Source organism: Nocardioides sp. NPDC059952, from assembly GCF_042730435.1.
Taxonomy (GTDB): Bacteria; Actinomycetota; Actinomycetes; order Propionibacteriales; family Nocardioidaceae; genus Nocardioides.
Genome location: NZ_JBHWLY010000107.1, coordinates 1 through 15,762 on the forward strand (window position 1 = coordinate 1; position 15,762 = coordinate 15,762).

Consider the following 15,762-nt stretch of genomic DNA (forward strand, 5'->3'; position numbering starts at 1 on the left):
CGTCATAACGAGCCGACTCGGCGACATTTTCTGTCGGGACCAGCCGACTCGGTGGGTTGTAAAGAGTTCGAGCGATGGGTGACAGCGGTCACATCGCTCTGCCACCATGACATCCGAGAGAGCGCTCTCACGAGTCGCCAGGACTCATCGCTCGTTCATTCGGAAAGCGAGTCATCATGAGAATTCTGAAGGCATTAGGAGCCGCTGCGATCGCGGCCGGCATGGTCGCGGTGGCGATCCCGCTGACATCGTTCGGACAGGCCTCGGAGGCGTCGGAGCCGGGCACCCCGGCCGGCTGGACGAAGGTGTGGAGCGACGACTTCACCGGTGCGGCCGGGTCGCGGATCAACACCAACGACTGGATCTACGACATCGGCCACTCCTACCCCGGCGGTGCCGCGAACTGGGGCACCGGCGAGATCGCCTACCACAGCGACAGCACCCAGAACGTCTACCAGGACGGCACCGGCAACCTCGTCATCAAGCCGATCCGCGACGGCGCCGGCAACTGGACCTCCGGCCGCATCGAGACGACCCGGACGAACTTCCAGCCGCCGTCGGGCGGCGTGCTCCGCGTCGAGGGTCGCATCCAGATGCCCAACGTGACCGGTGCGGCCGCGCAGGGCATCTGGCCGGCGTTCTGGATGCTCGGCGAGCCCTTCCGTGGCAACTACTGGAACTGGCCGGGCATCGGCGAGATCGACATCATGGAGAACGTCAACGGGGCCAACCAGGTCTGGGGCACCCTGCACTGTGGCACCTCGCCCGGCGGGCCGTGCAACGAGACCACGGGCCTCGGTGGGACTATCCAGGGCTGCCCGGGCTCGACCTGCCAGTCGTCGTTCCACACCTATGCGATGGAGTGGGACCGCAGCACCAGCCCGCAGCAGATCCGCTTCTACGTCGACAACACGCTCTTCCACACGGTGCGCTCGGACCAGGTCGACGCGACGACCTGGAACAACGCGACCAACCACGGCTTCTTCATCATCCTCAACGTCGCGATCGGCGGCGGCTGGCCCGGCAACCCGACTTCGGCGACCGCCTCCGGCGTGCCGATGCTGGTCGACTACGTCGCGGTCTACTCCAAGGGCGGCGGCACCACCGAGCCGACCGACCCGCCGGAGACGGGCAACCGCGACGCCTACTCGACGATCCAGGCCGAGTCCTACAACGGCCAGAGCGGCACCCAGACCGAGACGACCACCGACACCGGCGGTGGTCAGGACGTCGGCTACCTCAGCAACGGCGACTGGCTCCGCTACGACGGCGTGAACTTCGGTTCGAGCGCCGCCCGGACGTTCTCCGCGAGGGTCGCGTCCGGTGCGCCCGCGGGGGTCAGCGGCCTGGTCGAGGTGCGGCTCGACAACGTGAACAACGCACCGATCGGCAGCTTCTCGGTGGCCGACACCGGCGGCTGGCAGACGTGGCGTACGGTCCCGGGCGCCATCAGCGGGGTGACCGGAACGCACACGGTCTACCTGCGCTTCACCAGCGGCCAGCCGGCCGACTTCGTCAACGTCAACTGGTTCACGTTCTCAAGGTGAGCGGTTAGCGATAGGTTTCGATACATGAACGAGACCCCGGCCGGCCGGCCGACGCTGGAGACGGTGGCGCGGGCGGCCGGGGCCTCACGAGCGACTGTCTCGCGCGTCGTCAACGGCTCCACGACCGTGCGCGCCGACATCGCCGAGAGCATCCGCCGGGCCATCGCCGACCTCGGCTACGTGCCGAACCCGGCGGCGCGGAGCCTGGTGACGCAGCGTACGGACTCGATCGCGCTGATCCTGCCCGAGTCGGCCACCCGGGTGTTCTCCGACGACGCGTTCTTCCCGGGCGTGATCCGCGGCGTCGGGGAGGCGCTGGAGAAGGCGGACAAGCAGCTGGTGCTGCTGCTCGCCTCGACGCAGTCGAGCCACGACCGGATCCTGCGCTACGTGCACGGCCGCACCGTCGACGGTGTCGTGCTCGCCTCGATGCACGGCGCCGACACCCTGCCCGAGGAGCTGCGGGCGGCGGGCGTCCCGGTCGTCACCAGCGGGCGGCCGCTGGGCGAGGCGACGGTGCCGTTCATCGACGTCGAGCACGCCAGCGGCGTGGAGGCGGCGATGAAGCACCTCGTCGGTCTTGGCCGGCGCCGGATCGCGACGATCGCGGGGCCGCAGGACATGGTCGCCGGGCGCGAGCGTCTGGCCGGCTACCTCACCGGTCTCCAAGCCGTTCCGGGGGCGGTTCCGCTGGTCGAGGAGGGCGACTTCATGCGCCAGTCCGGGATCGATGCGATGGAACAGCTGCTGCAGCGCGATCCCGGCATCGACGCCGTCTTCGCGGCCTCCGACCTGATGGCCGACGGCGCCCTGCGTACGCTGCGAAGGCTCGGCCGCCGGGTGCCCGACGACGTGGCGGTGATCGGGTTCGACGACGTCGAGGCGGCCCGGTTCACCGACCCGCCGCTGACGACCGTGCACCAGCCGATCCACGAGATCGGCACCCGCCTCGCCGAGCAGATCCTCCGCCTGGTGGCGGGGGAGGAGGTCGAGGCCTCCGTCGTGCTCCCGACCAGGCTGGTGATCCGCGAGTCCGCCTGAGGCAGCGGTCTCAGGCGTCACTCGCGCGGTAGCGCCGCTCGGGCCGCCCGGCGGTGCCGTAGTTGAGACGTACGTCGATCCGACCCGTGCTCGCGAAGTGCTCGAGGTAGCGGCGGGCGCTCACCCGGGAGACTCCGATCGCGTCGGCGCACTCGGTGGCGCTGAGCTCACCGGCGGTCTGCAGCGCGGCCAGCACGGCCCGGGCGGTCTCGGCGCTGAGCCCCTTCGGCAGCCGTTCACGGGCCTCGCGTGCGCCCTGGTGGCTGAAGACCTCGTCGATGCCGGCCTGGACCTCGTCGCGGTGCCCGGGGCCCTCGGCTCGTTGCCCGATCCGGGCGAGCGCCTCGCGGGAGCGGCGGACGTCATCGAGCCGGGCGGCCAGATCCTCGAACGGGAACGGCTTCACCACGTAGTGGGCGGCGCCGCCGGCCGCGGCGGCCCGCACCGTGTCGGCCTCGCGAGCCGCGGTGATGACGATGACGGCGGCGTCGTCGCCTCGTCCGCGCAGCCGGCGCAGCAGCTCGATGCCGCTGAAGTCGGGAAGATGCACGTCGAGCAGGAGCACGTCGGGGGAGAGCCGGGCGGTCTCCTCGAGCGCCTGGGAGCCGGTGGCGGCGACGCCGACGACCCGGAACCCCTCGACGCGCTCGACGAAACGGGTGTGGATCGAGGCGACCATGAAGTCGTCCTCGACCACGAGCACGGTGAGCTCGGGTGCGGACGTCATCGGGACTCCTCGGGGGCGGCGGTGGTGGGTGGGGCGAGCGGCGCGGCGCCCGGCAGGGTCGCGATGAAGACCGCTCCGGGGCGCTCCTCCGACCCGCTATTCTCCACCTCGACCTCGCCGCCGCGTGCGCGGCACACCAGCTGCACCAGCGCGAGCCCCACGCCGCGGCCGCTGGCGTCGCGCGGCTTGGTGCTGAATCCGCGCCGGAAGATCTCGGGCAGACGCTCGGCCGGAACGCCGCCGCCGGTGTCGGAGACGCGCACCGTCACGGTCTCGCCCTCGGCGGTCAGGCGTACGCCGACCCGACCGTCGAGCGGCCCGACCAGGGCGGCCGCGTCGACGGCGTTGTCGACCAGGTTGCCGAGGACCGTGACCACGTCGGCCGATCCGTCGGGGGTGAGGCGAGGGAGGGAGCTGGCTGCGTCCACGTCGATGCTCACCCGTCGCTCGGCGGCCAGGCTGGCCTTGGCGACGAGCAGCGCGGCCACCGCGGGGTCGTCTATCCGGGAGGTGATGTGGTCGCTCAGGGCCGCCCGGCGTGCGGTCAGGCCGGTGACGAAGTGGCCGACCTCGGCGTACTCCTCGAGCTCGAGCAGTCCGGTGATGGTGTGCAGCTGGTTGCTGAACTCGTGGGTCTGCGCCCGCAGGGTCTCGGTGACGCTCTCCCGGGCGTTGAGCTCGCTCTGCAGCGCCACCAGCTCGGTGCGGTCGCGCAGCGTGGTGACGGTGCCTGCGGGGCGGCCGTCGTGGTGGACCCGGTTGCGGTTCAGCACGAGCACCCGCTCGCCGGCGACCAGCGGTGCGTCGTGCACCTCCTCGGGCCCGCTGAGCAGGGCGAGGGTCTCGGCGGGCAGGTCGAGCTCGTCGAGCCGGCGCCCGGTCGGGTCTTCCCGAAGGCCGAGCAGCTCGCGGGCGCTGTCGCTCATCAGGCTGACCCGTCCGTCGGCGCCGACGGCCAGCACCCCCTCGCGGATCGAGCGCAGCAGGCCCTCGCGATGGTCGGCGAGGGCGGCGATGTCGCGGGGCTCCAGGCCACGCGTACGCCGCTTGATCAGCCGCGCCAGCAGCCACGACCCCAGCACCCCGAGCGCGAGGCCGGCCAGGAGCACGGTGAGGGCGTCGGCCCAGGTGCGGGCGAGGCGCTCGGTCAGCGGTGGATAGTCCTCGGTCACCACGACGACGCCGACCGGACGTGGCGCCTCGGGGTCCGTACCGGTCGAGCCACCGCCGTAGACGGGGACCTGGGCGGCGATCGCCCGGCGGCCGGCGTCGTCGATGTCGCCGGACCAGGCCCGGCTCGTCTCGCGCCTGCCCAGGTCGAGCCTCTCGCCGACCCGGGTGGGGTCGGTGGCGACGAGCACCTCGCCGTCGAGGCCGGTGAGGTAGGCGGTGTCGGCGCCTGCGTCCGCGGCCCGGGTCTGCAGGTAGAAGCTCAGAGCCTGCCGGTCGGGGGTGCTGGTCAGCCCGTCCTGGACCGCCGCGATCCCGGCCAGGCTCTCCGCGGCGGCGCGCAGCCGGTCCTCGCGGGAGTCACGGAAGTCGGCGTCGCTCTGCCGAAGGGAGACGATGCTGGTCGCCACGACGACGAGCAGCAGCACCGAGAGCTGCAGCACCAGCACCTGCCCGGCCAGCGACAGGTGACGGCGCGATCCCGGTGACCACAAGTTACACAACCTCCTTTGGTTGCCGAATGGTGACGGCGCTCACCCCGGACTGTGACCATCGCCACTGACCGTTTCATCCCCTGAGTCTGGAGGCCAGCCGTTGTCGACGCCGACATCGCAGTCCCCGCCCGATCCGAGCCAGCCGCCGCTGCCGACGCAGCAGCGGCAATCGAGTCGGGCAGCGAGCATACGCCGAACTCGTGCTCTCGCCGTCGTGCTCGCGACCTGCCTGCTCGCCGCGGCATCGGCCTGCGGCGTGACCCGTGGCGCGGAGTCCCGCGACCTCGACATGTGGATCCCGAACAGCCCCGGAGGCGGCTATGACCAGACCGGCCGGGCGGCCGTGGGGGTCCTCGACCGCGACAACATGACCGGCGGCGACATCCAGGTGACCAACATCCTGGGCGCCGGCGGCTCCGTCGCGATGTCCCGCCTGATGAGCGAGGAGGGCAATGGCAACCTGCTCATGACCATCGGTCTCGGCGTGGTCGGCTCCACCTACTCCTTCGGCGTGAACGCCCGTCCCCAGGACGCCACCCCGATCGCCCAGCTCATCGAGGAGCAGGAGGGCGTGCTGGTTCCGGCCGACTCACCGTTCAAGACCATCGACGACCTGGTGAAGGCTTGGGCCGAGGACCCCGAGTCGATCGTGGTCGGCGGCGGCTCCTCACCGGGTGGCCCCGACCACCTCTTCCCGATGCAGCTGGCCGAGGCCGCCGGCATCGACCCGAAGGACGTCACCTACGTCCCGTACGACGGTGGCGGCCCGCTCACCAGCGCGCTGCTGGGCCACAAGATCGAGGTCGGCTTCTCCGGTCTCGCCGAGTTCGAGGGCCAGGTGGAGGCCGGTGAGCTGCGGGTCCTGGCCGTCTCCGGCGACGAGCGTGGCACCGGCGTCTTCGCCGACGCGCCCACGCTGACCGAGAGCGGCATCGACCTGGTCTTCCTCAACTGGCGCGGCGTACTCGCCCCGCCGGGCATCAGCGACGAGCGCCGGCAGGAGCTGATCGACCTGCTCACCCAGATGCACGACTCGAAGCAGTGGCAGCAGGCGCTGAAGGACAACGGCTGGACCGACGCCTTCGTGACCGGCGACGACTTCGACGACCTGCTGGTCGAGCAGGACCAGCGCGTCGCCTCGACCCTGAAGGAGCTGGATCTGCTGTGAGCGTCCACGAAACCGAAGCGCCCGGGCACAAGAGCACCGCGCGCCGGATCGACTACGGCCAGTACGGCCTGGCCGGGTTCCTGATCGTCGTCGGGATCTACACGGTCATCGACGCCGCCGGTCTGGAGGTCGGCTTCGCCGACCCGGTCGGCCCCCGCGTCTTCCCGTACGTCATCGGCGCCGGCCTCGTCGTCGTCGGTGTGCTGCTGGCCGTCGCCACCGCCCGCGGCTCCCAGCCGGAGCCCGAGGACGGCGAGGACGTCGACCTGAGCTCGTCGGCCGACTGGCTGACGGTCCTCAAGCTGGTCGGGGTCCTGCTGTTCACGGTCGCGACCGTGAACCTGCTCGGCTGGGCGATCTCGGGCGGGTTGCTGTTCGCCGGCGCCGCCTGGTGCCTCGGCAGCCGCACGCTGGTGCGCGACGTGATCGTCGGGCTCGTCCTCTCGGTCGCCAGCTGGTACGCCTTCTACGTCGGTCTGGGCATCCCGCTCACCCCTGGCGTACTCGACGGGATCTTGTGAGGACTGACTGATGGAGAACTTCCAACTGCTCATGGGTGGACTCGAGTCCGCCCTGACCCCGATGAACCTGCTCTATGCCGCCATCGGCGTGCTGCTGGGCACCTTCGTCGGCGTGCTGCCCGGCATCGGGCCGGCGATGGCCATCGCGCTGCTGCTGCCCGTGACGTACCGACTCGAGCCGACCAGCGCGTTCATCATGTTCGCCGGCCTCTACTACGGCGGTATGTACGGCGGCTCCACCACCTCGATCCTGCTGAACACACCGGGGGAGTCCGCCTCGGTGATGACGGCGCTGGAAGGCAACCGGATGGCCAGAGCGGGGCGTGGCGCGCAGGCGCTGGCCACCGCCGCGGTCGGCTCGTTCGTCGCCGGCACCATCGGCACGATCCTGGTGGCCTTCTTCTCCCCGGCGCTGGCCGACGTGGCCGTCGAGCTGGGTGCGCCCTCGTACTTCGCGCTGATGGTCCTGGCCCTGGTCATGACCACGACGGTGCTCGGCACCTCGGCCCTGCGCGGCTTCGCGGCGCTGTTCCTCGGCCTGACGATCGGCCTGGTCGGTCTCGACCTCAACACCGGCCAGCCGCGGCTCACCTTCGGTGTGACCCAGCTCGTCGACCGGCTCGACATCGTGGTCGTCGCGGTCGGCATCTTCGCCCTCGGCGAGGCCCTGTGGGTGGCCGCCCACCTGCGCCGCCGCCCGGCGCACGTGGTCCCGGTCGGCCGGCCCTGGATGGGCCGCGACGACTGGGGCCGTTCCTGGAAGCCGTGGCTGCGCGGCACCGCGTTCGGGTTCCCGTTCGGTGCCCTTCCCGCCGGCGGCGCCGAGATCCCGACGTTCCTCTCCTACCTGACCGAGCGGAAGCTCTCCAAGCGGGGCGACTTCGGCCGCGGCGCGATCGAGGGCGTCGCCGGGCCGGAGGCGGCCAACAACGCCTCGGCCGCCGGGATGTTCGTGCCGATGCTGGCTCTCGGTCTGCCGGTGACCGCCACCGCCGCGGTGATGCTCTCCGCGCTCCAGGGCTACGGCATCACCCCGGGGCCCCAGCTGATGACCGACCACGCCGACCTGGTGTGGACGCTGCTGGCCAGCCTGCTGATCGGCAACACCCTGCTGCTGGTGCTCAACCTGCCGCTGGCGCCGCTGTGGGCCCGGCTGCTGCGGATCCCGCGCCCGCAGCTCTACGCAGGCATCCTGTTCTTCGCCTGCCTGGGGGCGTACGCCACCAACCTGGACCCGTTCGACATCGCACTGCTGGTCGCCTTCGGCCTGCTCGGGCTGATGATGCGCCGCTTCGGTCTGCCGGTGCTGCCGCTCATCCTGGGCGTCATCCTGGGCCCGCTCATGGAGACCAAGCTGCGCGAGGCGCTGACCATCTCGGGCGGTGACTACACGGCGCTGCTGAGCGAGCCGCTGGCGGTGGTCATCTATGTCCTGATCGCACTGTTCATCCTGGGCCGGCCGTTCATCGCCCGGCTCAGGGCACGGGCCGAGCAGTCGGCCGACCCCGACGAGCTCGACGACGAGAAGGAGCTGGCAAAGTCATGAGCGAGACTCCCGCAGGTGGCTGGGTGGTCGTGGCGTGGGCGCCCGACGTCTTCGGCTCGGTCGCGCTGGACTGGGCGCTCGCCGACGCCGAGCGTCGTGACCGCGGCGTCGTGGTCGTCAACGCCTCCCGGGGCGACGCCCTGGTCGACGACCGCTACGCCCTCGACGAGCAGGTGGGCGAGCTCGAGCGCCGGCTCACCGCGTCCGGCCGGCCCCACGAGATCCGGCAGTCCATCGACCCGGACGTCGCCGGCGCCGTCCTCGACGCCGCCGAGCAGCTCGACGCCAAGCTGGTCGTGGTCGGTCTGCGGCGGCGTACGCCGGTCGGCAAGCTGCTGATGGGCAGCGTCGCGCAGCGGATCCTGCTCGGCGCCTCCTGCCCGGTCCTGTCCGTGAAGCCGGGCTCGGTCCCCGACTGATCGACGCTCCACGGCGCGAGGGTTCGGTGTCCGGGGCGTGTGCCCGTCATACTTCACGGTGATGAGCACTGCCACCGAACCCTCCGCCGAGACCGACCAGCCCCTTCTGTCGGTCGCCATGGTGACCCTCGGGTGCACCCGCAACGAGGTGGACTCCGAGGAGCTCGCCGGCCGGCTGACAGCCGGTGGCTTCCGGCTGGTCGCCGACCCGGACGAGGCCGACACGGTGGTCGTCAACACGTGCGGGTTCGTCGAGCAGGCTAAGAAGGACTCGGTCGACACGCTGCTCGAAGCAGCTGATCTCAAGGAGACCGGTCGGGCTCAGGCGGTCGTTGCGGTCGGCTGCATGGCCGAGCGCTACGGCAAGGACCTGGCCGCCGAGCTCCCCGAGGCCGACGCGGTGCTCGGCTTCGACGACTACCCCGACATCGCCGCCAAGCTCCGCGCGATCCTGGCCGGTGAGACCCACCACCCGCACACGCCCCAGGACCGGCGCCTGCTGCTCCCGATCTCCCCGGTCGAGCGCGACGCCTCCGCCATCTCGGTCCCCGGCATGGCCGCGGTCGACCAGGTGCCCGGTTTCGCAGGACGTACGCGGCTCGACGACGCCCCGTGGGCACCGCTCAAGCTCGCCTCGGGCTGTGACCGCCGGTGCACCTTCTGCGCGATCCCGCAGTTCCGCGGATCCTTCGTCTCGCGACGCCCCTCCGACGTGCTCCACGAGGCCCAGTGGCTGGCTCAGCAGGGCGTCAAGGAGCTCTTCCTGGTCTCGGAGAACTCCACCTCCTACGGCAAGGACCTCGGCGACATCCGGCTGCTCGAGACGCTCCTGCCGGAGCTGGCCGGCATCGACGGCGTCGAGCGCGTGCGCGTCTCCTACCTCCAGCCCGCCGAGACCCGGCCAGACCTGCTGAAGGTCATCGCCACCACGCCCGGTGTGACGCCCTACTTCGACCTGAGCTTCCAGCACGCCTCCAACGCCGTCCTGCGGCGGATGAAGCGGTTCGGCGACCCGGAGAGCTTCCTGGGCCTGCTCGAGCAGGTCCGCGCGTACGCCCCGGAGGCCGGGGTGCGGTCCAACGTCATCGTCGGCTTCCCCGGCGAGACCGAGGAGGACCTCGAGATCCTCACCGACTTCCTGGTCGCCGCCCGCATGGACGTCACCGGCGTCTTCGGCTACTCCGACGAGGAGGGCACCGAGGCCGCCGGCTTCGACGAGTCGCTCAAGCTGGACGCCGATGAGATCCGCGCCCGCGTCGAGCACGTCAACGAGCTCGTCGAGGAGCTCACCGCCCAGCGCGCCGAGGAGCGGATCGGGGAGCAGGTCGTCGTGCTCGTCGAGGAGACCTCCGACGGCGAGATCTGGGGCCGCTCCGCCCACCAGGGGCCTGAGGTGGACGGGATGACCTCCCTGGAGGGCGACGTCGAGGGCGTACGTCCGGGTGATCTGGTGACCGCGACCGTCATCGCCTCCGAAGGCGTTGACCTGGTCGCCTCGGTGAACGGTTAGGGTGCAGCCCGTGAACGCTGAGCCCAATGATGCCGGGACCGCCGAGAAGACCAGCAACTGGAACGTACCCAATGCGCTGACCACGCTGCGGATCCTCGCGGTGCCGTTCTTCGCGTGGGCGCTGCTCGCCGACGGCGGCGACAACCCGACCCTGCGCTGGGTCTCCTTCGCGATCTTCGCGCTGGCGATGATCACCGACAAGATCGACGGTGACCTGGCCCGCAAGCACAACCTGATCACCGACTTCGGCAAGATCGCCGACCCGATCGCCGACAAGGCGGTCACCGGGATGGCCCTCATCGGGCTCTCGATCGTCGGCGACGTGTGGTGGTGGGTCACGATCATCGTGCTGCTGCGCGAGTGGAGCGTCACGCTGCTGCGGCTCTCGGTCCTGAAGAAGATCGTGATCCCCGCCGACCAGCTCGGCAAGATCAAGACCACGGTGCAGGCGGTCGCCCTCGGCGGCCTGCTGATGCCGCTCCCGCACGGTTCCGCCCACGGTGGCGCCTTCGGTGACGCCCTGGTCGGGGAGCTGCTCTTCTACGCCTTCCAGATCTGTCTCGCGGTCGCGGTCGCGCTGACGATGTGGTCCGGCGCCCAGTTCTTCGCCGGGGTGTGGAAGCAGCGCGCCTCGCTGCGTGGCGGGGCCGAGTAACCGCGACTGGTCTGGACCATTTCGACTAGTTGTAACTCCGTTACCGGACGTTCACCCAAGGCGCTCCCAACGAGACGTACGCCGGGTTAGAGTCACGTCGTTTCGGTCGGTCCTCAGCGATCGCACTGATCGGGCAGGCCGGCTGGCGCACTCACTCTTTCACCTCATGCGGGGAGTCGTCTCAATGCTGTCAGCACGTTCGCTGCTCGGATCGGCGGTGGGCCTCACGGTCGCCACCGCCGGTCTGTACGCAGTGGCTGTCCCGGTCGCGCAGGCAACGCCTGCCGGGGACAACCTGGTCATCTCCGAGGTCTACGGCGCCGGAGGCAACTCCGGCGCGGTCTACAACGCGGACTTCGTCGAGCTCTTCAACCCGACCGATGAGGCGATCGCCCTCAACGGTCTGGCCATCCACTACCGCTCCGCGAGCGGGGGCAGCGGCGGTGCCCCGCAGGCGCTGACCGGCTCGGTGGCGGCAGGCGCGCACTACCTGATCCAGATGTCGGCCGCCGGCACGACCGGCGAGGCGCTGCCGACCCCTGACCACACCGCGTCGCCGGCCTTCTCGATGGCCGCCGCGGGCGGGCAGATCTCCCTCCAGCAGGGCACCGCGGTGGTCGCGACCTCCGGGTCGACCGTCGGGGTCGCGGGCATCGTCGACTTCTTCGGCACCTCGGGTGCGACCTCCTTCGAGGGTGCGCCCGCGGGTGCCACCGCGACTGCGACCCAGTCGCTGAGCCGCACCGGCGGTGCGGACACCGACGACAACTCCGCCGACTTCACCCGCACCACGCCGACGCCGACCCCGACCGGCGGCGAGCCGGAGGAGCCCGAGGAGCCCGGCGACCCGGTCGCGGCCACCCCGGCCGAGATCCAGGGCGAGGGCACCACCAGCCCGCTGGCCGGCCAGACCGTCATCACCTCCGGCATCGTCACCGCGGCCTACCCCTCGGGTGGGTTCTCCGGCTTCTACCTCCAGACCGAGGGCACCGGCGGCGAGCGCTCGCTCGCGGACCACCCGGCCTCGGACGCGGTCTTCGTCTACCAGACCCAGGCCGCCGGCGCGGTCACCGCCAAGATCGGCGACAAGGTCACCGTGACCGGCCTGGTCAAGGAGTACGCCGGTCTGACCGAGGTCGAGGTCAGCTCGGCGGCGGGCATCGTGGCCGGCGGCACCGGCGAGATCGCGCCGGTGACGACCGACTGGCCGAGCACGGTCGCGCAGAAGGAGTCGCTGGAGGGCATGCTGTTCGCCCCCGCCGAGCTCACCGTCGCCGACACCTACACCGGCTCCACGGTCTACGGCGAGCTCGGCCTCGCCTCCGGCGACAAGCCGCTGCTCCAGCCGACCGAGGTCGCCCGTCCGGGCTCGGCGGAGGCCGCGGCCGTCGCGGCCGACAACGCCGCCCGCCGGATCGTCCTCGACGACGGCCGCTCCACCTCGTGGCGGGTCCCGACCGACGCGGACCTCCCGTGGGTCTCCAACGACGCCCCGATCGCGGTCGGCGCCTCGGCCGACCTGGACCCGGTGATCTTCACGGAGGGCGGCTCGCCCACAGCCCCGACCTACCGGCTCCAGCCGACCGCCCCGATCTCGGCAGACCCGTCGACGTGGCCGGGTGACTTCGAGAACGTACGCACCGAGGCCCCCGACGCCGCCAAGCTCGGCGACGCCGGCCTGAAGGTCGCCTCGTTCAACGTGCTCAACTACTTCACCACGCTCGGCGACGCCGACGACGACAACGTCGGTGACGGCGGCTGCGAGGCGTACGTCGATCGGGCGGGTGACGGCAACAACGTCTCCGGCGGCTGCGACCAGCGCGGTGCCTGGGACCCCGAGGACTTCGAGCGGCAGCAGGCCAAGATCGTCTCCGCGATCAACGCGCTCGACGCGGACGTCGTCGGCCTGATGGAGATCGAGAACTCCACCACGCTCGGCGAGGCGCCGGGCGAGGCGACCGAGTCGTTGGTGGCCGCGCTCAACGCCGCGGCAGGCGCTGGCACCTGGGCGGCCAACCCGATCTCTGCCCAGCTCCCGGCCGACGGCATGGACGTGATCACCAACGCGATCATCTACAAGCCGGGCTCGGTGAACCGGGTCGGCGAGGCGCTCGCCCTGGGCGACCAGAGCAACGACGACCAGGCCTTCGGCAACGCCCGCGAGCCGATCGGGCAGGTCTTCGCGCCTGCCGGTGGTGGCGCGCCGCTCCTGTTCGTGGTCAACCACTTCAAGTCCAAGGGCTCGGCCGGTCCGTGGCCGGGCGATGCCGACACCGGCGACGGCCAGGGTGCCTCCAACGAGTCGCGGGTCCGTCAGGCGACGGCGCTGCGCGACTGGGTGGCCTCGGTCCAGGAGTCGGCGGGTGTCGCCGACGTCGCGCTGGCCGGCGACTTCAACTCCTACACCTCCGAGGACCCGCTGCAGGTCCTCTACGAGGCCGGCTATGCCGACTCCGAGAAGGTCTCCGGCAACGCCGAGTACAGCTACCTCTTCTCCGGTCTGGTCGGCTCTCTCGACCACATCCTGCTCAGCTCCTCGCTGCAGGCCCGGGTCACCGGCACGGACATCTGGAACGTGAACTCCGGTGAGCCGATCCTGAAGGAGTACAGCCGCTACAACTACACCGGCACCGACCTGCACCAGAACGGCCCGTGGCGCTCCTCGGACCACGACCCCGTGGTCGTCGGGCTCAGCGCGGAGGCGGCACCGGTCGACGTACAGGTGCTGGCCACCAACGACTTCCACGGCCGGATCCAGGCCAACGGGGCCGAGGCGGGCGCGGCGCTGCTCTCCGGGGCGGTCAAGCAGATGCGCGAGGAGAACCCCAACACGGTCTTCGCCGCCGCCGGTGACCTGATCGGCGCCTCGACCTTCGAGTCGTTCATCCAGCACGACAAGCCCACCATCGACGCGCTCAACGAGGCGGGCCTGGAGGTCTCCGCGGTCGGCAACCACGAGTTCGACGCCGGCTACGACGACCTGATCAACCGGGTGATGGCGTCCTACGACGCGGAGGACAACCCCGAGGGCGGTGCGGAGTGGGCCTACATCGGTGCCAACGTCACCCTCAAGTCCACCGGCGACCCGGCGGTCCCGGCGACCTGGATCAAGGAGATGTCCGGCGTCAAGGTCGGCTTCGTGGGGGCGGTCACCGAGGAGCTCCCGTCCCTGGTCTCGCCCGCCGGCATCGCTGACCTCGAGGTCGGCGACATCGTCGAGTCGACGAACACCTACGCCGACGAGCTCAAGGCCGAAGGTGCCGACGTGGTCGTCATGCTCGTCCACGAGGGAGCCCCGTCGATCAACTGTGCCGCGATGGACAACCCCGGCACCACCTGGGGAGACATCGTCACCGGCGTCAACGCCAACGTCGACGCCATCGTCTCGGGGCACACCCACCTGGCGTACGACTGCTCCTTCCCGGTCGCCGAGTGGGCCGACCGGGCGGTGACGGAGCGGCCGGTGGTCTCCGCGGGTCAGTACGGCACCAACCTGAACCGTCTCGTCTACACCGTCGACCCCACCTCGGGTGAGGTCGAGGGGCTCTCCACGAGCCTGGTCGCGCTGGCCTCGGGTGGCTTCCAGCCCGACGCGGCCACCGCGAAGATCGTCACCGACGCGGTGGCGAAGGCCGACGTGCTCGGTGCCGAGGTGCTGGGTCAGATCGAGGCGCCGCTCAACCGCGCCAAGCTCGCCAACGGGACCACCGAGAACCGTGGCGGGGAGTCGACCCTGGGCAACACGGTCGCCGAGGTGCAGCGCTGGGCGACCTCCGCCCCAGAGTCGGGCGAGGCGCAGATCGCGTTCATGAACCCCGGCGGCCTGCGCGCGGACATGGCCGGAACCGCGGCCGGCGAGGCTCGCGACATCACCTACAAGCAGGCCGCGCTGGTGCAGCCCTTCGCCAACACGCTGGTCAACATGGACCTGACCGGTGCGCAGATCAAGACCGTCCTGGAGCAGCAGTGGCAGCGGGACGCCGCCGGCGCCGTGCCGTCCCGGCCGTTCCTGAGGCTCGGGGTCTCCGACGGGTTCACCTACACGTACACGCAGGCCGACGACCCGGCCCATCCCGGCACCACGCTGGGCACGGTGACCGGCATGTGGCTCGACGGTTCGCCTCTCGACCCGGAGGAGACCTACTCGGTCACGGTGAACTCGTTCCTCGCCTCCGGTGGGGACAACTTCCGCGAGCTCGCCAACGGCGCAGGCAAGCGCGACACCGGCAAGATCGACCTGAGCGCGATGGTCGACTACCTCGCCGATCAGACTGCCGAGGGGCCGCTGCCGGTCGACTACGGCCAGCGGGCCGTCGAGGTGACCTTCCCGGCCTCGGCACCTTCGGAGTACGCGCCGGGGGAGACGGTCACCTTCGACCTCGCCTCCCTGGCGATGACCGGTCAGGACCTCACCGACTCGTCGGTGGAGATCCGGCTCGGTGACACCGTGCTGGGCACCGCGGCGGTCGACAACACGATCGGCACGGTGACGTACGACAACCATGGCACCGCCTCGGTCTCGGTGACCCTGCCCTCGACGGCGCCCCCGGGTGCGAACCAGCTCACCGTCGTCGGCTCGACGACCGGGACCAGCGTGCTGGTGCCGATCACGGTCAAGGAGGTGGCCCCGCAGGCCCCGGCCTGGGATGCGCGCACCATCTACCGCACCGGCGACGAGGTGACCTATGCCGGTTCGCTGTGGCGGGCGCTGTGGTGGACGACCGCGGTCGCGCCCGGCTTCCCCTACGGCGCCTGGGAGGAGATCGTGACCGCCGAGGACGGCACCGCCGTCTGGACGCCGTCACGGATCTTCACCGCCGGTGACGTGGTGGTCCACGAGGGCCGCCGCTACGAGGCGAAGTGGTGGACCCGCAACCAGCGGCCGGGCGACAAGCACGGTCCCTGGAAGCTGCTTCGCTGATCAGGGACAGGTGATAGCGGCCCGGACGTCACTGCGACGACCC

11 protein-coding genes are annotated in these 15,762 nt (G+C 70.9%); 9 read left to right on the plus strand and 2 right to left on the minus strand.

The features are described from left to right. Positions 1–176 precede the first annotated feature (176 nt). Both ACFV9G_RS28260 and ACFV9G_RS28265 read left to right on the plus strand, forming a co-directional pair. Positions 177–1,547 (plus strand): glycoside hydrolase family 16 protein, encoded by a 1,371-nt coding sequence (locus ACFV9G_RS28260; protein WP_378732498.1) that lies wholly within the window; start codon positions 177–179, stop codon positions 1,545–1,547. 24 nt (positions 1,548–1,571) lie between these two features. Next, positions 1,572–2,588 (plus strand): LacI family DNA-binding transcriptional regulator, encoded by a 1,017-nt coding sequence (locus ACFV9G_RS28265; RefSeq protein ID WP_378732500.1) that lies wholly within the window; start codon positions 1,572–1,574, stop codon positions 2,586–2,588. Positions 2,589–2,598: 10 nt separating this feature from the next. Here the strand turns inward: ACFV9G_RS28265 and ACFV9G_RS28270 are convergent, their stop codons facing one another. After that, entirely contained in the window at positions 2,599–3,315 is a 717-nt protein-coding gene (locus tag ACFV9G_RS28270) for a response regulator (protein WP_378732502.1), read from the minus strand. Further along, a complete protein-coding gene (locus ACFV9G_RS28275; RefSeq protein ID WP_378732504.1) occupies positions 3,312–4,979 on the minus strand; it encodes an ATP-binding protein in 1,668 nt (555 codons plus the stop codon). The genes ACFV9G_RS28270 and ACFV9G_RS28275 overlap by 4 nt, the downstream gene beginning before the upstream one ends. Before the next feature lie 214 nt (positions 4,980–5,193). On the opposite strand from ACFV9G_RS28275, the gene ACFV9G_RS28280 reads away from it, so the two are divergent. From ACFV9G_RS28280 to ACFV9G_RS28310, 7 genes are all read left to right on the plus strand, one after another. Continuing rightward, a complete protein-coding gene (locus tag ACFV9G_RS28280) occupies positions 5,194–6,147 on the plus strand; it encodes a Bug family tripartite tricarboxylate transporter substrate binding protein (protein WP_378732506.1) in 954 nt (317 codons plus the stop codon). Beyond that, positions 6,144–6,668, plus strand: coding sequence for a tripartite tricarboxylate transporter TctB family protein (locus ACFV9G_RS28285; RefSeq protein WP_378732508.1), 525 nt, complete (start codon positions 6,144–6,146; stop codon positions 6,666–6,668). Before ACFV9G_RS28280 ends, ACFV9G_RS28285 begins: the two co-directional genes overlap by 4 nt. Positions 6,669–6,678: 10 nt before the next feature. Beyond that, a complete protein-coding gene (locus tag ACFV9G_RS28290; protein ID WP_378732510.1) occupies positions 6,679–8,214 on the plus strand; it encodes a tripartite tricarboxylate transporter permease in 1,536 nt (511 codons plus the stop codon). Continuing rightward, positions 8,211–8,633, plus strand: coding sequence for a universal stress protein (locus tag ACFV9G_RS28295; RefSeq protein ID WP_378732512.1), 423 nt, complete (start codon positions 8,211–8,213; stop codon positions 8,631–8,633). The genes ACFV9G_RS28290 and ACFV9G_RS28295 overlap by 4 nt, the downstream gene beginning before the upstream one ends. Before the next feature lie 61 nt (positions 8,634–8,694). Next, positions 8,695–10,143 (plus strand): 30S ribosomal protein S12 methylthiotransferase RimO, encoded by a 1,449-nt coding sequence (rimO, locus tag ACFV9G_RS28300; protein WP_378732514.1) that lies wholly within the window; start codon positions 8,695–8,697, stop codon positions 10,141–10,143. A gap of 10 nt (positions 10,144–10,153) precedes the next feature. Beyond that, positions 10,154–10,798, plus strand: a complete 645-nt coding sequence (pgsA, locus tag ACFV9G_RS28305) for a CDP-diacylglycerol--glycerol-3-phosphate 3-phosphatidyltransferase (RefSeq protein WP_378732516.1) — start codon at positions 10,154–10,156, stop codon at positions 10,796–10,798. Between the two features lie 184 nt (positions 10,799–10,982). Continuing rightward, a complete protein-coding gene (locus ACFV9G_RS28310) occupies positions 10,983–15,719 on the plus strand; it encodes an ExeM/NucH family extracellular endonuclease (RefSeq protein ID WP_378732519.1) in 4,737 nt (1,578 codons plus the stop codon). The last annotated feature ends 43 nt before the right edge of the window (positions 15,720–15,762 follow it).

Excerpts from the sequence above, each read along its gene's own strand:
- ACFV9G_RS28295 (WP_378732512.1), top strand. The coding sequence starts at position 8,211 with ATGAGCGAGACTCCCGCAGGTGGCTGGGTGGTCGTGGCGTGGGCGCCC.
- ACFV9G_RS28270 (WP_378732502.1), bottom strand. The coding sequence starts at position 3,315 with ATGACGTCCGCACCCGAGCTCACCGTGCTCGTGGTCGAGGACGACTTC.
- ACFV9G_RS28260 (WP_378732498.1), top strand. The coding sequence starts at position 177 with ATGAGAATTCTGAAGGCATTAGGAGCCGCTGCGATCGCGGCCGGCATG.
- rimO (WP_378732514.1), top strand. The coding sequence starts at position 8,695 with ATGAGCACTGCCACCGAACCCTCCGCCGAGACCGACCAGCCCCTTCTG.
- ACFV9G_RS28310 (WP_378732519.1), top strand. The coding sequence starts at position 10,983 with ATGCTGTCAGCACGTTCGCTGCTCGGATCGGCGGTGGGCCTCACGGTC.
- ACFV9G_RS28265 (WP_378732500.1), top strand. The coding sequence starts at position 1,572 with ATGAACGAGACCCCGGCCGGCCGGCCGACGCTGGAGACGGTGGCGCGG.
- ACFV9G_RS28290 (WP_378732510.1), top strand. The coding sequence starts at position 6,679 with ATGGAGAACTTCCAACTGCTCATGGGTGGACTCGAGTCCGCCCTGACC.